This is a genomic window from Galbibacter sp., from assembly GCF_048266365.1.
GTDB lineage: Bacteria > Bacteroidota > Bacteroidia > Flavobacteriales > Flavobacteriaceae > Galbibacter.
Genome location: NZ_JBLWZP010000002.1, coordinates 567,967 through 588,129, shown reverse-complemented (window position 1 = coordinate 588,129; position 20,163 = coordinate 567,967). Strand labels below are relative to the sequence as shown.

The window sequence follows — 20,163 nt, the reverse complement described above, 5'->3', positions numbered from 1 at the left end:
TACTATTCAGGGAAAAGATTCGTCTAGATTTTTAATTTTAAAAGTATTACAAATCTCGCTTCTTCAACAGGGCATAAGACCCGTAAATAAACAAAAATGTCCATATCAAAACTAGGAGAACATCGTACCAATGTACACCGTAATCCTTCTCAAAGGCCTGGCCAACTTGATTGGCAACTGATTGTACCGCATTAAGTCTACTAAAGGGTTCTTTGATAAGATTGCTCATGCTGGTTAGTGGAAAAAACTGCATGACTTTGGTGGCGGTTTCGTAATTAAACTTCCAAGAAAAAACACCTAATAATATCCCTTCTATGATTTGCCAAAGGATTAAAAATCCCAAGGCAAAGGCTGATCTTTTGACCAGTATCCCAAGAAACAGACAGAATGAAAAGAAACCTAAGAGTTTGACAAAAAAGGCCAATAAAAATTCCAGGTCGGAAAAGATTATACTGAGTTCGTTATAATCGGAATAAATCAACCCTAGGATCAAGGCGACAACAAAAATGAATAGGGTTGAGATTACCGAGAAGCTAATAACGGTATAAAACTTTGAAAGTATGAATTCCTTTTTACTCAGCCCATCAATCAGATTTTGCTTAAGTGTCTTATTGCTGTATTCATTGGACATCATCGAAACGATGACAATGGCAAGGAATAGCTTGAAAAATGCAACCAAATAGGTAGTGAAATGCCATATGTACGGGAAGTTAAAGATTCCCTGTTCAGCTAAATTGAAATGGAACTCTCCAATATCGAACTGTACCGCAGCACATAGGGCAATAAAGGTCAGTAGGATGAAGTAAGAAAGTATTAAAAACTTACTGCTTTTATTATTCCATAGTTTAATAAGCTCAATAGATAGTAATCGCTTCATAATTAGTTAGCTGAATTATTGGTTAGAGAAAGGAATTGTTCTTCAAGGCTTTCTTTTCGCCAGATAAGATGGGACAGTACAATATTTTGATCAAACATTATTTGGTTAAATGATGCAGGGTCCATTGGTTCACTTAAAAAGGCGGTGATTAAGCCATTGTCTTGCTTAATACTGCTAAAGTGATCGTTGTTTTGTAGGTAGGACAGCAAGGTATCCATATCCTTAGTTTTTAATTCAAAGTAACCATGGCTAGCAATCATTTGATCCACTCTTCCGCAATAAATCATATGTCCTTTTCTCAATATGATGGCATGGGTACAGACTTTTTCAACCTCGTCTAGCAGGTGAGAGGCCAATAGTATGGTGGTGCCAGTGGAAGCAATCTTTTTTATAATGCTTCGTATTTGATGAATACCCTGCGGATCTAGGCCGTTGGTCGGCTCATCTAGTATTAAAATTTCCGGATCATTGAGTAGTGCAGAGGCAATAGCCAAACGTTGTTTCATTCCCAGAGAATACGTTCTGAACTTACTGTCCTTACGATCTAAAAGCCCTACGAGTTCTAATTTCTCATTAATCTTATCCGGTGAAACCTCCTTTATTTTACATACCAGTTTGAGGTTTTGTTCAGCACTCATGTAAGGATAAAAGTTAGGCCTCTCAATAATGGCCCCTACTTTTTTTAAGGCTTCGTGCGTGGTGGTGCTTCCCCCAAACCACGAAAATGAACCTGAGGTCTCATTGACTACATTGAGTACCATGCCTAGGGTGGTGGACTTCCCGCTTCCGTTCGGTCCAAGAATCCCATAGACGTTGCCTTTTTTTATTTCAAAGGAAACATCGTTGACTGCGGTAAGGAAATTAAATTTCTTTGTGAGGTTATTGACGTTGAGTATGGTCTCCAAAATTGTTGTTTTTTTTAAAATTGGTAGCTAGTTACTTGACGAAGTTAAGTATATTTTGTTACAGTCTTAGGTGCAGTTTTTTGTGAAATGTGTTTTGAATGACTGTTTTTGGACTTAAAATAGTGATTTGAGTAGCATCTGATCGTAGTTTGGGTGATGCTATTTTAGAATTTAATGTATTTTTGAGTATATTCCTTAAAAAAAGTAGCTAATGAGTGAACGATTAATGTCCAGAAAGAAGCCTTCTTTTCCGATTTACCCGCGATTGCATGAATATTTGGAGCGGTATAGTAGAAATACGGAAATAGCAATTTCATATGATGATTTGCTTCGGTTTTCAGGTTCAGTGGTGGTCTATGACGAGAATGACAATGACACTTTATGGATTCGCGTGTACTACTCGGAGTTTGAACGTCCGGAGATAGACTATCAATTAAAAAGGGTCTATACTATGATTTTCTCGGATGGTAATGAGGATATCTTTCAGTATTTAAATGTGGATGCCATTGACTTTTGCACCTTTGGAAACTCCAGGCCATTTCGAATAAAGGTTAGGAACATCCTCAATGATAACTACACCTACCTCTATGTGAAAAAAGCAGATGCCTCTAGGGTATACGGCTTAGAGTTGGAGCATATTTTATCTCCGAATAGGATAAACTTTGCGGTCTTTGATGACACCTTAATAGAGGAACATATCTCTGGAATTCCAGGGGATGAATTCATTAAAAATTCACTCTCACAATGTACCGATATTCAAAAGAATCAAATCGCTAAAGAATTTGTGAAGTTCAACGAGCGCTGCATGATCCGACTATTGGGGGATATGCGTTCCTATAATTATGTAATCATTCCGGTTCATGATTTTGATAATGTCATCTATAAAATTAGGGCGATTGATTTTGATCAGCAATCCTATGAAGGGAACTTTAAGGTATATAAGCCACAGTCTTTTAAGGAAAACTATAAAATGGTTCGAATGGTGGAAAAGCGCTTAAAGCCTGCTTCGATAGAGCAGTATAAAAAGGAAGAACGTTCTTTGCTCGCCAAGCGAATACTGACTTCTAGGAAAAGATTAAAGGCACTACTTCGTTGTATGGTTAATGATCATATTACAACTAAGGAGAATTTAGAAGAATTAAAAAAGGAGCTTTATAATTACACCTTGGATATGAAGTTTAAACGCTGTAGGTCCATGGGTCAGGTACTTAGAGTTGCCTTGGAGTTCGTGCGAAGGAATTATGAAGATGTAAGTATGAAAAGGCTCCTACAGAATAGTAAGAACTATTAATTGCAACACCGCCTTCCAATAAGCAACTACTTAGGATCTCAAAATTTTATCTATAGCTTTTCCTCGTGCAAGCTCATCGATGAGCTTGTCCAGATAGCGTATCTTTTGCATCAGTGGTTCCTCGATACTCTCTACGCGAATTCCACAAACTACGCCTGTGATCTTTTGTGCATTAGGATTTAGATTGGCCTTCTCAAAGAAGGTTCTAAAGTCAACCTTTTGATCAATTAACTTATATAGCTCATTGGAATTAAAACCTGTTAACCAGCAAATGATGTTATCCACCTCCTGTTTTGTTCTGTTTTTTCTTTCAGCCTTTTGTACATAATGTGGATAGACACTAGAAAAAGCCATGTTGTAAATCTTGTGTTCCTTCATCGCTAAAGTTTAATCCCTTACCATAGTTTCGGGTCTGTTGAGATATATAAGTTAACCAATCTTAGATTAGCCTGATTAATTCTTTTCTTCTTTGTTAAAATATACCAGGTAGTAATACATTTGTTTTTCTTCATCCCATCCTTTTTCTACAAATTTTTCTGCGGATTCAGGATTGATGAAATCCATTTTTATTTGGATGTTAGTGTCCAAATTGATCACGTTTTTAATCTTTTTTCGAGCATCCGATACGGCTTTGTTCGCAATAGGAAAGGTGGATACATCTTCGATGCTGTACTTGGGCCCCTTTTCGGTTTTATAATGCTTGAATTCTGGAATTAAATCCGGATTGTCCATAACTTCATTAAGGAAGTTAGTTTCTTCGAACTCATCGTTTTTTGCAAAGTGGTTTACCGCTCGGTTCATAAACATAACCTCTTGCTTTTTGTCCTCAGCGGGAAGTACCACATCTTTGGCGAAATCCTGGCAGAATTTCAAGTATTTCTTAGTGAAAAAAGTTTCGTCTGTTAGGGCATCTACCGACAAGAAATTTTCTAACCAATACTTGGTGTCATAACGGTTGCTATCGATGGAAAGGATTTTAAAACCTTCTTCCTTATTGGTGTTGATGATAAGGCAACCTTTGTCTAATTTATTGATGTTGATACCGTGTCTTATAAGAATTTCTAAATTGTTATCCTTTTCTTCAAATTCTAAAAAATCGTGTTTGAGCTCCGATTTGAAGACTCCAATGGCGTTCATTTTTTCGTTATCCACAACCACATCACTCAAATAGGCAACATAAACTTCACCACTTTTGATATGTGGGTGGTTAGATTGTTCGTACAAATGCTTGGTGATACGTTGTGATAGTTGGTGAATATTGTTTGGATTTTCAAACACTTCAGTTGAGACGTTGTAGAGTTCGTTGTACTCTAAATCTACTTCGTGATCAAAACGAAAATAGTTTTCTTCTTTCTCTCTGAATGGTCTGAAGAAGAATTCTTTTAAAAGCTCATTCAACTCATCGTTCAACTGATAAGGTTGTTCAGAGAAGAATGTGCCTTCGTTCTTGCTTTTGTTTCCAACGCGGTGAATGGAAAGGCTCTCAATTTGAGTAAGATACAGATTGATCATATGTTTTTCGTTAATCGTGTTTGTTATTCAATGTTAGGTTTAACGCATTGGGTACAGCCTTCTTGTGGAAAACGAAGGAATATAATGCATTTTTAAATGAAATGGAGTGTTAATTCCAATTTTCGTTAAAATCGAAGTCGTCGTAACTATCCAAGTCGAAATCATCGGAATCTTCCAAGTCTTCATCTAATTCTTCTGCTTCAAATTGCTTTTGTGGCGGCGAATCGGGAAGTTGACCATGGATATATAAGAGGCTAGGGTAGTTCACTCCTTCTTCTCTTTCGTGAGTCGTGTCAGCGAGTTCGACATAAAAAGTCCACATGCTGAAAAAGTCGTATACATAAATTAAATTCCGATTGTCTTCATCGATCTGGTCCTCGATGATGGTATCATTCATCAATCGAACATTATTGCCATCCTCGCTCATGTCAAATAAGGCAATCTCCTCTCCCTGACTCCATTCCGGATCACTCACATAAAAGGAGGCCATTTCTGTTCCGTCAAAACCAAACGCCTGCGCAATAGTATTGTGAAGGTCTTCCATGGAATTATTTGATTCTATCGCGATATCTCTAAAGACATCCTCTTGCGCGTCAAGTATAATTCTTAGTTTGTATATCATCTCATTAGGTTTTACAGCTATTGCAAGTTACAAAGTTTTTGTCTTATTGAATTTGTTTCCAGTCTCCAAAATCAGGTAGAATTGAACACCGAATAAGAAGGTGGCCAACACCAAATGTATGGCTTGTGTTCCAAATGGAAAATCAATATAATACATGGCCATTCCGGAGATTATCTCTACAATAATGATGTAGAAAACCCAACGAACCTTATCAAAGCCTAGCTTGTTTTTCCAGTTTAAGTACAGTATCCAGGTATTGGTTATAAATACCAATGAGGAGAGTGAACGGTGGATGTAGAATGTTAACTCGGGTTTTGCTAACCATAAATTCCTTGCAGTGTCGCCCAGAAGGCTGACTTGTTCATCCACAAATTGACGTACCTGAGTTCCAAAAATCACTTGGACGGTAGTTAAACCGACTGCAAATACAAGTAGCGCTTTAAAGGTCTTGTTTGGTTTGGTTATTGGGGTGTGTTCTCTGGTTCTATAAATGATCACCAAGATGATGGCCACAATTACAAAGGCCATTAACATATGAATGGTGATTCGAGCTGGTGCAAGCACAGAATACACTACTGTGGCGCCAAGCCAGCCTTGAAAGCCCATTCCAAATACGGCCAACCAAGATAATATGGGGACCCAAATATCTTCTTTGCGGTAATATAATGATGCGATAGCCATGATAAAGGTTGCAAGTCCAGCTAAGGCTCCGCACAAACGGTTGATGTACTCCGTCCAGGTATGGGTAGGGTTAAAAATTGCATAGTCGTGTTTGGTATAGGTCTCCCAGTGAGCTTCGTTATAGCTGTCACCGGTGGTAAAATCTTCTATGGCAACTTTTAAGGTATTGTCAACGATGATAACCTGTCCCTTTTCAAAGGCCCTGTCTGGTTGCCATTCAAGTTGAGATATCTCAGTAGGAGGGATGTAATAACCAAAACACTTTGGCCAGTCCGGGCAACCCATTCCACTTCCTGTCATTCGTACAATAGCACCAGCAATAATAACCAAATAGACAAGTACTAAGGTGACCTTGGCGATACTTCTAAATCTTTTTTTCACTTTTTATCATTGACGGGGGTTAGACCTAATTTTTCACCACGCTTCAGCATATAATCATATGCGTCTTGGTATTGATTGGGGATTTCTCCTTCCAAAATAGCTTCCTTAATGGCTTCTTTGATTAAACCAATTTCCCGAGAAGGCTTAATGTTAAAAGTTTCCATGATTTGTTCACCTGAAATAGGGGGCTGAAAGTTTCTGACCTGATCGCGTTGTTCCACTTCAGAAATCTTTTGACGTACAATTTTAAAATTGTTACTGTATTTTTTATAACGCCTAGGGTTTTTGGTGGTAATATCAGCCTCACATAGGATCATTAAATCTTCGATGTCGTTACCAGCGTCAAAAATAAGTCTTCTTACCGCTGAGTCTGTGACGATGTCTTGAGCAAGTACGATAGGGCGAGAGCTCATCATAACAAGCTTTTGAACGTATTTCATTTTATCATTCAAAGGCATGCGTAGCCGCTTGAATAAGGTATACACCATTTTAGATCCAACAAATTCATGGGTATGGAAGGTCCAGCCTATTTTTTTATCAAATCGTTTTGTTGGGGCTTTTCCAATATCATGTAGAAGAGCCGCCCAGCGTAACCATAAATTATCAGTGTTCTTCGCGATGTTGTCTACAACCTCCAGGGTGTGCCAGAAATTGTCTTTATGGGTTTGTCCTTCCTTTTCCTCAATACCTTGAAGGTTGGTGAGTTCTGGAAGTATTTTGGATAATAAACCTGTCTCGTAAAGCAATTTAAATCCTTCAGAGGGTACGTCGCTTAGGATGATTTTGTGCAGCTCATCAATGATTCGCTCATTAGAAATGATCTCAATTCTATGGACATTCCTTTTGATGGCCTCAAAAGATTCTTCTTCAATTTTAAAGTTTAGTTGAGAGGCAAATCGAATGGCTCGCATCATTCTAAGCGGATCATCCGAGTAGGTGATATCTGGATCTAACGGTGTTCGTATGAGTTTTCGCTCTAGATCTGAAATGCCATAAAAGGGATCGAGTAAACTACCATAATCATCTTCGTTTAAGGAAATTGCCAAGGCGTTAATGGTGAAATCTCTTCGATTTTGGTCGTCTTCCAAACTACCATCTTCAACCACAGGCTTTCTACTATCTGCAGCATAACTTTCTTTTCTGGCACCAACAAACTCTACCTCCAAATCTTGGTGGCGGATCATGGCAGTTCCAAAATTTTTAAATACAGAGATCTTGGTTTGTCCAGGGATTAATTTGGCCACCTCTTTAGCGAGATTAATACCGCTTCCAAGAGCAACAACGTCGATGTCTTTTGGCACATTTCGCTCTAAGATATAGTCCCTAACAAAACCTCCAATGACATAAGACCTAATGCCTAGTTTGACAGATGCTTTAGTAATAAGTTCAAATACCGGGTGTTGTACGGCCTGTATGTATTGTTTTGACATTGTATTTGGATCAGCTTGATGGTCGAATTACTTTCGAATAATCTTCACAACGGCATCATTACCAATTTTAATTATCGATGAAGGTTGTGAATTTGTTTTTTCGAGCTGCAAATTTACCACATAGTCTACACCTTTTAAAATTTCCGAGCCAATTTCTCTAAAGCTTTTTGGTGTGGGACTCCCACTTATATTGGCGGAAGTGGAAACCAAGGGTCTCTTAAATTTTCTGATGAGCTTTTGGCAGAACTCATCGGAGGCGACACGAATCCCGACGGTATTGTCTTCGGCGACAAGGTTTTTAGCCAAATTAATGGGCTGGTCGTAGATGATGGTTGTTGGCTTGGTACTGAATTCTATGACATCGTAGGCTGCCTCTGGAATTTCGTAGACATAGCGCTGTAACATTCGCAGATCAGAAACCAGACAAATCAGTGCTTTATTGTCTTGGCGTCTTTTGAGTTCGAACACTTTTTTAACGGCCGCCTCATTGGTGGCGTCGCAACCAATACCCCAAACCGTATCGGTAGGGTAAAGTATAAGTCCCCCTTTGATGAGGATGTCTATGGTTTGTTGAATCTCGTTATGCATACTGTGTTACGTTAACTTTGGGATGTAATATATTTTTGTCCTTGTTTTAGTTTAGGAAGGATTAAGTAGTCTCCTGATATTTTATTGAAGTCATCAGGGTAAAATTCAAGAACACCATTTCCTGGATAAAAGGTCAATTCACCAAACACTATTTTTCCCTTGGTCGAATATAAATCCACTCTTACTAGAGGGAAGTCCTTGGATAATTGTTCAGAGACTTTTAGCATCTCTGCTAAGGAATCTGGTTTTTCTACATTAGCGTCATTAGGGAGGTAATGTTTATAGGGTAATTTATTCCACTCTATGTCGTAAAACAGCCGTTGGTGGTCACCAAAACGATCTACATCAATGTGAATGAATTTGGGAACACCATTAAAACAAAAGAATTTATAATCATGTAATATACCCCGATCGATATCTTCAAGATACTCCTCAGCAATAATTCTAGGCTTTACATCTTTATAAGCCCATTCCAATCCCGCTTTGTAGTAAAAATTATGGAATAACCATTTTCGCATTTTTAGCCGAGCGGTAATCTTGTTCAATTTAGCCTTGTCTTTTACAATCAAATTAAACCCGCTTCCATGTACACCTTTAAGTACAAATTGATCTGGCAGCGCGTCAAAATCAACCTCATTTACATGATCGTAAACACCGTAGCATTTATTTAAATATTGCTCTCCAATGGTGTCAATAACGTATTGTCTTACTGCGTATTTGTCGACGAGTTGGTTTAAAATCTTTGGACGATAAAAAACTTTTAACCATTGAATTTTCTCGTTTAATTCCTGTGGATTTTCGAGAGACAATTTCTTCTTAGTATAATACCTATAATAGATGCGAACATAGGTTTTTTGAGGAAGAAATTTTAATTTCTTGAGAAGCCCCAGAAATAATTTGTACATAAGGGATTGTTTAAGGTTTAAATAAAATTAATTATCCTTGCATAAAACAAAGATATATAAATTGTAGTTATTATTTTTGTGCGGAATTTAGATTTAATGTTTATGGATAACCTCAAAATCACAGTAATAATAAGCACTTATAATTCAGAAGCTTGGCTTGAGAAAGTGTTGCTGGGTTATAAGTGCCAAAGCTATAAGAATTTTGAGGTCATTATCGCCGATGATGGTTCTCGTTCTACTACAAAGGAGCTTATTGATGCCTATCGTAAGGATTATCCAGTTGAATTAATTCACCTTTGGCATGAAGACAAAGGGTATCGAAGGCAAGAAATTCTCAATATCGCCATTACCAAGTCTAATTATGAATACATCCTGATGACCGATGGTGATTGTATCCCAAGAGCTGATTTTGTTGAGGTGCACGCTAAAAATGCTAAAAAAGGCAGCTTTTTATCTGGTGGTTATTGTAAATTAAGCATGAAATTGAGTGAGCGTATTGACCAATCCGATATCGAAACGGCACGCTGTTTTGATGTAAGTTGGCTCAAATCCATAGATAAGCTCGGTTTTTCTCAAACCTTAAAATTAAAAAGTGGCCCTTTCTTATCCTCAGTATTGGACTTTATAACACCTACCAACGCATCGTTTAATAATTGCAATTCCTCTGGTTGGAAGGCCGACATGATCGCTATCAATGGTTATGATGAACGTATGAAATACGGTGGGCCAGATCGGGAGCTTGGTGAACGGCTGGAAAATTACGGAGTTAAGGGGGTTCAAATTAGACATCAAGCCGTATGCCTTCACCTTGATCATCCTAGGGGATATAAAACTCCTGAATCCTTAAAGCGCAATCTGGAAATTAGAGAGCAGGTAAGAAAACAGAAGACCATCTGGACACCCTTTGGTATAAAGAAAGAAGAAAAAGTAGAGGCTTAACAAAATCAGAGACATGAAAATATTGGTTACCGGAGCAGCCGGATTTATAGGATCACATACCGCGGAATATTTTGCAAAACAAGGACACCAGGTGTATGGTCTGGATAATTTTGATGCCTATTATGATTTAGCGTTGAAAAAGATAAATCAGAAGGACATAGTGGATGCAGGAGTACACTTTGTTGAGCTGGATTTGTTGGATGATCTTAAGGCTAAACTTCCAGGTGATTTTGATTATATATTTCATTACGCGGCACAACCTGGTATCTCTGCAACTACGCCATTAAATGAATATGTGCGCAACAATATATTTGCCACTCAAAATTTGTTAGAATGGGTATACGCAACTTGCCCAAATCTCAAGCTTTTTGTGAACATAGCGACTTCTTCTATTTACGGTAAGTTTGCTACACTTCCAGAAACCGCAGTTCCTGAACCTATTTCTTTTTACGGGACTACAAAGTTGGCAGCTGAACAATTAGTTCTTGGTGCACACCGCAGTGGGAAACTTACAGCTTGTTCGCTTCGCCTATATTCAGTTTATGGACCTAGGGAGCGTCCTGAGAAATTATACACCAAACTAATCAAGTCAATTTTCGAACAGATAGAATTCCCTCTTTTCGAAGGCAGTGAAAAGCATTCTCGTAGCTTTACCTATGTAGGGGATATCGTGGATGCTATGGCTTCGGTTATTGGAAAAGAGGACCGTATTAAAGGAGAAATCATTAATATCGGTACTGATGTTACCTATACCACCGGTCAAGGTATTGAACTAATAGAACAAATTATAGGCCTAAAGGCTAAACTTCAAACTCAGCCTCCTAGACCTGGAGATCAATTGCGAACTACAGCGCTTATCGATAAAGCACGAAAACTACTTGATTACAATCCTCAAACCAGCTTTGAAGAAGGTTTGAAGGCTCAAGTACAATGGTACGAAGATAAATTTCTTTAGTTGTTTGATTTTAACTCTAAGGCTCTTTGCTCTCGAAAGCGTTCATATACCCCTAGTGCATTTAAATAACAAATAATAAGGCCTTTTTTGCCATCTAGAATTCCGAGTCGCAAAAGGAAATGATTGACAAACTTCCAAGTAGGTCTTAGATACTGCTTGAGAATCGACCATTTTTTACCTTTTAAATGTGCTTGTTTGGCTTTTAATTGGCCGTATCGTATCATTTTACCCTTGTAATCTTCGTAGTTTTTATAAGAATAGTGAATCAGCTTTTCTTTTAATTTGCCTTCAGTTCCGTTGACCTTTAGTGTTTCGTGTACAATGCGATTGTTTATAAATTCACAGCGACTTTTACGAAAAAGGCGATAGACCTTATCTGTCTGCCATCCGCTAAAATACAAGCGCTCGTTTTTAAACATAAAGCTACGGTAATTCCAATAGGCATCAAAACTGTTAGGGTTGTTGATGGTTTGAATAATTTCTTTTTGCAGCGCTGGAGTTACCCTCTCGTCTGCATCAAAGAAATATACCCAATCGTTAGTGGCTTGGCTTAAGGCAAAGGATTTTTGTTTGGTAAAGTTTTCAAAGGGGTGTTGTAGTGCTGTTACCTCTGGTTTGTTTTTTAAGAATTCCCAAGTGCCATCCTTACTGTAAGAGTCTACGACTATAATTTCATCCGCGAATATTACACTATCTATGCATTCTTCAATATATTCAATTTCATTATAGGTAATAACTACCACGGATAATTTAGTGCTTTTACTCAACTTGGTGCTTTTTGCAAATATATTGGGTAGGACAGCAATAAAAAAATAAAACCTAGTCAAATGACTAGGTTTTAAGTAATATCATAGGTGTGGCAATCTAGACTGCTACATTGTATTCTCTTAAGGCATCGTTTAAAGAGGTTTTCTTGTTTGTGCTCTCCTTACGACGACCTATAATAAGTGCACATGGAACTTGGAATTCTCCAGCTGGGAACTTTTTGGTGTAACTACCAGGAATTACCACAGATCTTGCAGGTACGAGGCCTTTCATTTCTAAAGGTTCCTCACCGGTAACGTCAATGATTTTCGTGGATGCTGTCAAGACTACATTAGCTCCTAAAACGGCTTCTGTTTCTACTCTAACTCCTTCTACTACTATACTTCGAGAACCTAAAAAGGCGTTGTTTTCAATGATAACCGGTGCAGCTTGTAAGGGTTCAAGAACTCCTCCAATTCCTACCCCGCCACTTAAATGTACATTTTTACCGATTTGGGCACAGCTTCCTACTGTTGCCCAGGTGTCAACCATTGTTCCTTCATCGACGTAAGCACCAATGTTTACGTAACTAGGCATAAGGATGGTTCCTGGAGAGATGTACGCACCGTGTCTCGCTACGGCATGTGGAACTACACGGATTCCCTTTTCAGCATAGTTTCTTTTCAAAGGAATTTTGTCATGGAATTCCAATGGGCCAGCTTCAAAAGTTTCCATTTTCTGTATTGGGAAATAAAGAACCACGGCTTTTTTTATCCATTCATTAACTTGCCAGCCACCTTCTGAGGGTTGTGCTACTCTAAGACTTCCTTTGTCTAATAAGTCAATCACTTTTCTAATGGAATCTTGTGTGTCGCTATTCTTTAACAATTCCCTGTCTTCCCAGGCTGCTTCTATGATCGTACGTAGTGCATTCATAAATATCAAATTTTGTTACAAATATAAGCTTGTTGTTTGTAATTCTAAAGGGATTTGACAGCTGTAACATTTAAAGGTGTTTTGTTTAAAAAAAAAACATACCGAATAGGTGTTTGTCTTGGGAAAGGCTTTTTTAACATATTCCAACACAGTCACGTAAATCACTAGCACGTAGGACTATTGGTCTGCTATTAGAGGCTATTGTGAATAACTTCATGGATAAGTTCTCTCAGGACAAAATCCAAGACTTGTTTTTAGACGTATTTTTGTTGTAAAGCATTTAAACAATGGCAAGGATACTCGGAATTGATTTTGGGGTGAAAAGAACAGGGATTGCCGTGACTGATCCTTTACAAATGATAGCCTCTGGACTTACCACGGTAAGCACCCCAGAACTCATGGCGTATTTAAAGGATTATATAGGTAAAGAAGATGTGGAGCTCATCGTAATAGGTCAGCCAAAACGAATGAATAACGAGTTTTCTGATGTTGAGCAAAATATTCAATACTTTATCGATGCTTTGAAGGTGGAAATTCCAGAGATTTCTGTAGTTCGAGTCGATGAACGATTTACCTCTAAGATTGCATTTCAAAGTATGCTGGATACCGGGGTAAAGAAGAAAGATAGAAGGAAAAAAGAATTGTTAGACCAGGTGAGTGCGACGGTAATTTTACAATCGTATCTGTATAACCGTTAAATTATAAGCGGTTGAATCATAAAACGTTAAATTCAACCAAAAAAAGCTACATCTTGTAGATATACGGACGAGAAGTAGGAATTTTTATTAAATTTGTTAAGTACCCTAAACTGCAAAAAATGTATTTTAAAATAAGTCTAATCCAAAAATAAAGTGAATGAGATGAGAATTACCCTACTTATATTTTTATTTATTCAACTAGCCTTCCCCACTAATGTAGGGAAAGGCGCTGAGATGGTGCCCCAAACAGCAGCTCATGAACAAACTGATTTTAAAACTGCGAATTCAACTGCCCTGAATCTGGAATCAATGTTAGCGTTTTACGCATCCCCACTAGAAAATTCTTTGAAAGTATTTCCAAATCCTGTAAAACGGAAGGATATGCTACACATCACTACTAGTGATGCGGGTAAAAAGAAACTGGCGTTTTACGACATTACAGGTAAGGTGGTGAAAATCCTAGAAACCAATAGGACGGCTTTTGCATTTAGTGTTTCCGACTTAGATAGTGGTGTCTACATTTTAAATGTTTCTACTGCAAATTATCAATCGGCTAAAAAGGTGATTGTTCAATAGTACTGTTGTTTAGTATTTTCCAGAGCATGAAAATTGTGAAGTATATTCATAGTTTTTTGTGATTCAGTGTGCCAATAAGTGTAAGGGTTTAACGTTTCTTTTAATCCTAAGCACTATATTTTTCGTATTTACTTTGTATTTTTGCACTCTTAATCCAGAAGATTATTATGATATTACCAATTACTGCATATGGCGATCCTGTTCTTAGAAAGGTTGGAAAAGACATTACTCAGGATTATCCGGACCTAGATGTGCTTATTGAAAATATGTATGATACCATGTACAATGCATATGGGGTAGGACTAGCTGCTCCACAGATTGGCTTGGCAATACGACTTTTTGTTATTGATGCATCTCCCTTTGCTGATGATGAAGATCTCACAGAACAAGAGCAAGAGTTTTTAGGAGGACTGAAAAAAGTATTCATCAATCCTAAGATTGTTGAGCATACAGGTGAGGAGTGGAGTTTTAATGAAGGCTGCTTGAGTATTCCTGATATCCGTGAGGATATTTCGCGTTGTGATCGCATAAAGATCGAATACTTGGACCAGCAGTTTAACAAGGTTGTGGAAGAATACGATGGATTAGCTGCCCGTGTGATTCAACATGAGTACGACCATATTGAAGGAATACTGTTTACCGATAAGTTATCAAGCCTTAAGAAAAGACTGCTTAAGAGTAAATTGGGTAATATTTCTAAAGGAAAAATTAAAGTTGATTATAGGATGAAATTTCCTGATGCTAAAAAAGGGAGATAATCATTTTGTTTATTAGCGCAAAGCATAGATATTTGCGCACTCAAAAATTAATAGAGATATATGGGCTTAGAAAAAATATTATCGATTTCCGGGAAACCAGGGCTATATGAGCTAAAGACACAAACACGTAGTGGATTTGTGGCGGAATCTTTAATTGATGGAAAGAAATTAAGTGTAGGACTTAAAAACAATGTGAGTTTACTCTCTGAAATCGCAATTTATACCTTGACCGAAGAAGTACCTTTGAAAGAGGTCTTTAATAAAATTAAAGAAAAAGAGAACGGCGGTAAACCTGAGGTTAGCCACAAGGATCCTAAGATTAAATTGGAAGAGTACTTCTTTGAAATTCTACCAGATTACGATGAGGACCGTGTGTATGCTAGTGATATCAAAAAAGTAATCCAGTGGTATAACCTTTTACATGATAAAGGTATTACTGAATTTGATACTGATCCGGCAGAAGCTGAAGAAAAACAAGAGGAAAAAAATGAAAAGGAAGCCCAATAAGGCAAACCTTTTTTGCAACGTATTATAAATGGAGCTGTCTTACTTTTTTGTAGGATGGCTTTTTTATTTTTTATTAATTTAATTCAAAGACTGTAACTTGCGGTCTGTACAATACTAATTCTTAAGTATAGAACTATGACGAATTCCAGAGAAGAGCAGCTTAAAGCCTTTGATAGACTTTTAACCATTATGGATGAGCTGCGTGCACAGTGTCCATGGGATAAAAAACAAACGCTGCAATCCTTGCGACATCTCACCATTGAGGAGACCTATGAATTGGGTGATGCCATTTTGGATAATGATTTAGCGGAGGTCAAAAAGGAATTGGGGGATGTACTTCTTCATATTGTCTTTTATGCTAAAATCGGTAGTGAGACAGGTGATTTTGATATCGCTGATGTCGCCAATGAAATCTGTGAAAAGTTGATCAACAGACATCCGCATATTTATGGTGATGTCAAAGTTGAAAATGAGCAGGATGTTAAACGGAATTGGGAAAGCTTAAAACTCAAAGAAGGCAATAAAAGTGTTTTAGGCGGAGTCCCTAAAAGCTTACCGGCCCTAGTAAAAGCAAACCGCATACAGGATAAAGTGGCTGGAGTAGGATTTGATTGGGAAGAGCCACAGCAGGTCTTTGAGAAAGTGCAGGAGGAATTAGCCGAATTGCAAGTTGAGGTACAGAGGGCTGATCAAGATAAAATGGAGTCTGAATTTGGAGATGTACTCTTCTCTATGATTAATTACGCCCGTTTTCTAAATGTCAATCCGGAAAATGCTTTGGAGAGAACCAATAAGAAGTTTATTAAAAGATTTCAGTACCTAGAACAAAAAGCCGAGGAATTGAATAAATCTATCTCCGAAATGACCTTAAGCGAAATGGACATCTATTGGGAAGAGGCTAAAGGTCTTTAGTGTTGAAAGGCTTAGAATTTTGCTGCTTTGTAAGTGGAAGGCTTCTAGGGTGGTGGGGCTTGCTGAAGATAATATTTACAATATGATAATGAGCGGATAACCCTCAGGATCTTTACATTTTTTTAACTTGGGAAAGGCCTTGCTATATTAGGTCATGGACTGGCTAAACTGTATCTTTGCCGTCTTAAAATTTTGGGATGGTTTTATCGCAGTACACAAAAGAATTTTCATATAACTTAAAACTAGCTTTTCCGGTTATACTCGGGATGCTCGGGCATACATTTGTGGCCTTCGCTGATAATGTGATGGTAGGCCAACTGGGGACAACTGAATTAGCAGCAGTTTCACTTGGGAATAGCTTTGTTTTTGTTGCCATGTCTCTAGGAATAGGATTCTCCACTGCAATTACCCCTTTAGTAGCGGAGGCTGATGGTGCACAGGATATAGAGGCAGGCCGATCCTCATTTAAGCATGGTTTGATTTTATGTACTCTTTTCGGTTTGATTTTGTTTGGGCTACTTATATTGGCAAAGCCACTAATGTATGCGATGGATCAACCTATAGACGTGGTGGATATGGCCATGCCTTACCTGGATTTAGTAGCCTTCTCCTTGGTGCCACTTGTGGTCTTCCAGGCCATGAAACAATTCTCTGACGGGCTTTCACAAACCAAATACCCCATGTATGCCGCTGTGGTTTCTAATGTGGTAAATATTGGACTTAATTATGTATTGATTTATGGTAAATTCGGATTTCCAGAATTGGGAATTATCGGGGCAGCGATTGGGACGCTGGTATCTAGGTTTGCTATGGTTGCCTACCTTTGGTTGTTACTTTACTCTAATAAAAAAATAAAGCCGTATTTGGTTAACTTTAAGTGGAGGACCATTGATAAATCCATGATCAAAAAAGTAGCTAGTTTGGGATTACCCTCTTCGTTACAAATGTTTTTTGAAGCTGCCATCTTTACTTCTGCCGTATGGCTTAGTGGGGTGCTTGGGACAAATCCACAGGCAGCCAATCAAATCGCACTTAACTTGTCTAGTATGACTTATATGGTCGGTGTTGGATTAAGTGTGGCGGCGATGATTCGCGTAGGGAATCAAAAGGGACTCAAAAGCTATAAGGAGCTTCGGAGAATTGCCATCTCGGTATTCTGTCTTACCTTTTTAATTGAAGTCGTATTTGCCTTGTGCCTAATTATTTTTAGGCATTGGTTGCCTACGGTGTATTTGGATCAGAATGATTTGACCAATTTGGCTGATAATAATGAAGTGATTATGATTGCCTCACAATTACTGTTTATCGCGGCAGTTTTTCAAATTTCGGATGGTTTGCAGATCGCCTTTCTCGGTGCACTTAGAGGATTACAGGACGTGAAAATTCCAACGGCGATTACCTTTGTGGCCTATTGGATTGTAGGTTTTCCAATTTCGTACTATCTGGGACTTAAAACAGATCTAGGGAATATGGGAATTTGGATAGGTTTACTGTCCGGACTCACCATTGCCGCAATATTTTTGTACTTTAGATTTAATTATTTAAGTCGAAAACTCATAATGACCAATCCATAGGTACGTACCTTGGATATCAAATGTTTAAATTAAACTATAAAATGGAATTACCAAAGTTTATATTGGGCGATAATACCGACTACCCAACGGCTATATTTATCATACATACGGACTATCCTAGATTTATCATTAATCTTGAAGATGACCAAGTCGAATGGTTAGAGGACTTCGCTCCTGAGGATGAGACTGAGTTGTCTAGTGAGGCGGAAAATTTAATTCAAGCGGCTAACGATTTTTATGATCGTGAAGTGAATCGCTATAGTGAAAACTAGATTATGGAAAAAATAATCAACCTCGATCAAGAACTATTTCTTTATTTAAACGGCTTGGGAAATTCTTCCTGGGATGGGTTTTGGATGTTTATGACCGATAAATGGTCGTCTATTCCACTCTATTTAGTACTGCTGATCCTTTGTTTTCTACGGCTGAAATGGAGAAAAACAGTTCTGATTTTGGTTATAGTGGCCTTGATGGTTACCGTTTCCGATCAAGTGTCTAATTTGTTCAAATATGGTTTGGAACGTTTGCGGCCATGTCATGATGCCCTCATTGAGGAGCAAATGCGATTGGTTAAATCTTATTGCGGTGGGAAATTTGGCTATTTCTCAGCACATGCTTCTAATTCATTTGTAGTGGTTACTTTTTTCTCCCTGATTTTTAAAGGGATTTACAAATGGCTACCATTTGTTTTGATCATTTGGGGAATGGTTGTGGCTTATAGCCGTATCTACATTGGCGTTCATTATCCACTGGATGTGGTCACTGGAATAACCATTGGAATGTTGATTGGTGTACTATTTTATGCCGTGTACCGATGGGTTACCAGACGCTATGTTCTTGATTAAATCTAGCTGAGACTTAACCTAGCTAAATAATCGAAGTGATCGCCCTCTAAGATAAGATCACACTGAAATCCAGCAGCTTCGCTAAGTCTGCTCAGGATGTTGAAATCCAAATAGAGCCACGATGTAGTTTCAGATTCACCCTGGTATGTTAAAGTGTATTCTACTTCTCCGTAGTATTCATTTTCTGTAGATACCCAATGTCCTCCGTCTTGGTCTTGGTCGAACATGTATATGATATCGGAAGAGTCAATTAAGATTTGTCCACCAGGTTTTAAAAGGCTTTTGAGTCGTTCTAATTTTTTGGTCACATCCTGATATCTACCAAATATACCACTACCATTCATAAGCATTAGTAGGGTGTCAAAAGAAACGGATTCTAATTCGAAAACATCCGCGTGAATGGTACTTAATACACCTCTCTTTTGGCAGCATTGGATACCTCCTTTGGAGATATCAAGAGCGGTGACATCCATCTTTCGAACTTCTTGGAGATAAATCGAGTGACTTCCACTGCCCGCACCAACATCCAAAATTGTTCCTTTACATAGCGCTAAGGCTTTTCGCTCTATAGGAGGCATTTGATCATAGCTCCTGAATAAATAGGAGATTGGTAAAGTGTCTTGTTCAGATATAGAGGTCTCTGTTAGTAAATCCTCTTTTGAAACTCCTGTAACGTAATTGAATAATGCTTTGCCGAAAAGATCTTTCATTAAAAAACGGATATGGTTTTAGCCTTGTGCTATGATACTCAAATGTTGTGTTGTACTTTTGTCTTACAAATTAAGCTGTGGATTCAGGGGTCAAGAGCTTGAATTTAAATTGCAATTTGATTAGGCAAATATGGTGAACTTTTAGGTTCTACGGAAAAATATTTACAAACATGGGGTATAGCTACTTGCCCGCCCATATATGGAGCTTTATGGGTTTTGTGTGGCACATTTATGGAGAACGAAGATATTCAAAAACAATTAGAGCAACTTCCAGTACTTGCAAAGCAGAGGCAGGCGGAAAACAAAAAGTATTTTGCCAAATTAAAAAAGAAACCGCCTAAGAATTTAGATTACCTCATGCAGGAGTTGCACGAGCAGACTTTTGCACATACAAATTGTCTGGAATGTGCCAATTGCTGTAAAACAACAGGTCCTTTGTTTACCAATGCTGATATTACTCGCATTGCCAAACACCTTAGGATGAAGGAGCAGCAATTTATTGAAATCTATTTACAAGTTGACCAGGATAATGATCATGTTCTAAAAGAACTTCCATGTAGCTTTTTAGGTTCGGACAACTACTGCACGATCTACGAGGTTCGTCCTAAGGCTTGTCGAGAGTATCCACATACCGATCGGAAAAAGTTTCATCAAATTGCCTCACTTACTATTAAAAATACTACGATTTGTCCGGCGGCCTACGAGATCGTCGAAAAGATGAAAAAGAGTTTACCGATGTAGACGGATTAATACCTTTTACTGCTTTTTTCTTTTAGAAATCCAGAGGTGCATGAGCACTGTATTTAATTCGGAAAAA

24 protein-coding genes are annotated in these 20,163 nt (G+C 38.1%); 12 read left to right on the top strand and 12 right to left on the bottom strand.

Going from position 1 to position 20,163, the window contains the following annotated elements; all coding sequences use genetic code 11:
- Nucleotides 1-46 precede the first annotated feature (46 nt).
- Nucleotides 47-877 carry an ABC transporter permease gene (locus tag ACN0TV_RS05515; RefSeq protein ID WP_417360905.1) on the bottom strand — a complete coding sequence of 277 codons (831 nt, stop codon included), beginning with the start codon at nt 875-877 and terminating at the stop codon, nt 47-49.
- Between the two features lie 2 nt (nt 878-879).
- Entirely contained in the window at nt 880-1,782 is a 903-nt protein-coding gene (locus ACN0TV_RS05510) for an ABC transporter ATP-binding protein (RefSeq protein ID WP_417360903.1), read from the bottom strand.
- 211 nt (nt 1,783-1,993) lie between these two features.
- Here ACN0TV_RS05510 and ACN0TV_RS05505 point away from each other — a divergent pair, with 211 nt between their 5' ends.
- Entirely contained in the window at nt 1,994-3,073 is a 1,080-nt protein-coding gene (locus ACN0TV_RS05505) for a hypothetical protein (RefSeq protein ID WP_417360901.1), read from the top strand.
- Between the two features lie 30 nt (nt 3,074-3,103).
- Here ACN0TV_RS05505 and ACN0TV_RS05500 read toward each other — a convergent pair whose 3' ends face one another.
- From ACN0TV_RS05500 to ACN0TV_RS05470, 7 genes are all read right to left on the bottom strand, one after another.
- Nucleotides 3,104-3,451, bottom strand: coding sequence for a DUF2200 domain-containing protein (locus ACN0TV_RS05500; protein WP_417360899.1), 348 nt, complete (start codon nt 3,449-3,451; stop codon nt 3,104-3,106).
- A 75-nt stretch (nt 3,452-3,526) separates the two neighbouring features.
- On the bottom strand, nt 3,527-4,585 hold the full coding sequence (locus tag ACN0TV_RS05495) for a nucleoid-associated protein (RefSeq protein WP_417360897.1): 1,059 nt from the start codon (nt 4,583-4,585) through the stop codon (nt 3,527-3,529).
- A gap of 109 nt (nt 4,586-4,694) precedes the next feature.
- Entirely contained in the window at nt 4,695-5,207 is a 513-nt protein-coding gene (locus ACN0TV_RS05490; protein WP_417360895.1) for an IS1096 element passenger TnpR family protein, read from the bottom strand.
- Nucleotides 5,208-5,234: 27 nt separating this feature from the next.
- Nucleotides 5,235-6,269, bottom strand: coding sequence for a COX15/CtaA family protein (locus ACN0TV_RS05485; protein WP_417360893.1), 1,035 nt, complete (start codon nt 6,267-6,269; stop codon nt 5,235-5,237).
- Nucleotides 6,266-7,699, bottom strand: a complete 1,434-nt coding sequence (locus ACN0TV_RS05480; RefSeq protein ID WP_417360891.1) for a CCA tRNA nucleotidyltransferase — start codon at nt 7,697-7,699, stop codon at nt 6,266-6,268. The genes ACN0TV_RS05485 and ACN0TV_RS05480 overlap by 4 nt, the downstream gene beginning before the upstream one ends.
- A 27-nt stretch (nt 7,700-7,726) precedes the next feature.
- Nucleotides 7,727-8,287 (bottom strand): L-threonylcarbamoyladenylate synthase, encoded by a 561-nt coding sequence (locus ACN0TV_RS05475; RefSeq protein ID WP_417360889.1) that lies wholly within the window; start codon nt 8,285-8,287, stop codon nt 7,727-7,729.
- 11 nt (nt 8,288-8,298) lie between these two features.
- The gene (locus ACN0TV_RS05470; RefSeq protein ID WP_417360887.1) at nt 8,299-9,192 is read right to left on the bottom strand and encodes an ATP-grasp fold amidoligase family protein; all 894 of its coding nucleotides are present in this window, start codon (nt 9,190-9,192) and stop codon (nt 8,299-8,301) included.
- 102 nt (nt 9,193-9,294) lie between these two features.
- Here ACN0TV_RS05470 and ACN0TV_RS05465 point away from each other — a divergent pair, with 102 nt between their 5' ends.
- On the top strand, nt 9,295-10,131 hold the full coding sequence (locus ACN0TV_RS05465) for a glycosyltransferase family 2 protein (protein ID WP_417360885.1): 837 nt from the start codon (nt 9,295-9,297) through the stop codon (nt 10,129-10,131).
- 13 nt (nt 10,132-10,144) lie between these two features.
- Nucleotides 10,145-11,086, top strand: coding sequence for an NAD-dependent epimerase/dehydratase family protein (locus ACN0TV_RS05460; protein ID WP_417360883.1), 942 nt, complete (start codon nt 10,145-10,147; stop codon nt 11,084-11,086).
- Here ACN0TV_RS05460 and ACN0TV_RS05455 read toward each other — a convergent pair.
- Both ACN0TV_RS05455 and ACN0TV_RS05450 read right to left on the bottom strand, forming a co-directional pair.
- Entirely contained in the window at nt 11,083-11,853 is a 771-nt protein-coding gene (locus ACN0TV_RS05455) for a glycosyltransferase family 2 protein (RefSeq protein WP_417360881.1), read from the bottom strand. The genes ACN0TV_RS05460 and ACN0TV_RS05455 overlap by 4 nt on opposite strands.
- Nucleotides 11,854-11,950: 97 nt before the next feature.
- Nucleotides 11,951-12,766 carry a 2,3,4,5-tetrahydropyridine-2,6-dicarboxylate N-succinyltransferase gene (locus ACN0TV_RS05450; protein ID WP_417360879.1) on the bottom strand — a complete coding sequence of 272 codons (816 nt, stop codon included), beginning with the start codon at nt 12,764-12,766 and terminating at the stop codon, nt 11,951-11,953.
- A gap of 287 nt (nt 12,767-13,053) precedes the next feature.
- On the opposite strand from ACN0TV_RS05450, the gene ruvX reads away from it, so the two are divergent.
- The 8 genes from ruvX to ACN0TV_RS05410 all read left to right on the top strand — a co-directional run bounded on the left by ruvX (nt 13,054) and on the right by ACN0TV_RS05410 (nt 18,636).
- Nucleotides 13,054-13,464 carry a Holliday junction resolvase RuvX gene (gene ruvX, locus ACN0TV_RS05445; protein ID WP_417360877.1) on the top strand — a complete coding sequence of 137 codons (411 nt, stop codon included), beginning with the start codon at nt 13,054-13,056 and terminating at the stop codon, nt 13,462-13,464.
- A 162-nt stretch (nt 13,465-13,626) separates the two neighbouring features.
- Entirely contained in the window at nt 13,627-14,040 is a 414-nt protein-coding gene (locus tag ACN0TV_RS05440) for a T9SS type A sorting domain-containing protein (protein ID WP_417360876.1), read from the top strand.
- A gap of 167 nt (nt 14,041-14,207) precedes the next feature.
- Nucleotides 14,208-14,798, top strand: a complete 591-nt coding sequence (gene def / locus ACN0TV_RS05435) for a peptide deformylase (protein ID WP_417360875.1) — start codon at nt 14,208-14,210, stop codon at nt 14,796-14,798.
- 60 nt (nt 14,799-14,858) lie between these two features.
- The gene (locus ACN0TV_RS05430; protein ID WP_417360874.1) at nt 14,859-15,305 is read left to right on the top strand and encodes a DUF5606 domain-containing protein; all 447 of its coding nucleotides are present in this window, start codon (nt 14,859-14,861) and stop codon (nt 15,303-15,305) included.
- Nucleotides 15,306-15,440: 135 nt separating this feature from the next.
- Nucleotides 15,441-16,217 carry a nucleoside triphosphate pyrophosphohydrolase gene (mazG, locus tag ACN0TV_RS05425; RefSeq protein WP_417360873.1) on the top strand — a complete coding sequence of 259 codons (777 nt, stop codon included), beginning with the start codon at nt 15,441-15,443 and terminating at the stop codon, nt 16,215-16,217.
- A gap of 197 nt (nt 16,218-16,414) precedes the next feature.
- Nucleotides 16,415-17,791: an MATE family efflux transporter gene (locus ACN0TV_RS05420; protein ID WP_417360872.1), complete on the top strand. Its 1,377-nt coding sequence runs from the start codon at nt 16,415-16,417 to the stop codon at nt 17,789-17,791.
- Between the two features lie 41 nt (nt 17,792-17,832).
- Complete coding sequence (locus ACN0TV_RS05415; RefSeq protein WP_417360871.1) at nt 17,833-18,063, top strand: hypothetical protein; 231 nt, start codon at nt 17,833-17,835, stop codon at nt 18,061-18,063.
- Nucleotides 18,064-18,066: 3 nt separating this feature from the next.
- Nucleotides 18,067-18,636, top strand: coding sequence for a phosphatase PAP2 family protein (locus ACN0TV_RS05410; protein WP_417360870.1), 570 nt, complete (start codon nt 18,067-18,069; stop codon nt 18,634-18,636).
- Nucleotides 18,637-18,638: 2 nt separating this feature from the next.
- On the opposite strand, the gene ACN0TV_RS05405 is transcribed toward ACN0TV_RS05410, so the two are convergent.
- Entirely contained in the window at nt 18,639-19,346 is a 708-nt protein-coding gene (locus ACN0TV_RS05405) for a class I SAM-dependent methyltransferase (RefSeq protein ID WP_417360869.1), read from the bottom strand.
- Nucleotides 19,347-19,577: 231 nt separating this feature from the next.
- Here ACN0TV_RS05405 and ACN0TV_RS05400 point away from each other — a divergent pair, with 231 nt between their 5' ends.
- Entirely contained in the window at nt 19,578-20,087 is a 510-nt protein-coding gene (locus ACN0TV_RS05400; RefSeq protein WP_417360867.1) for a YkgJ family cysteine cluster protein, read from the top strand.
- The last annotated feature ends 76 nt before the right edge of the window (nt 20,088-20,163 follow it).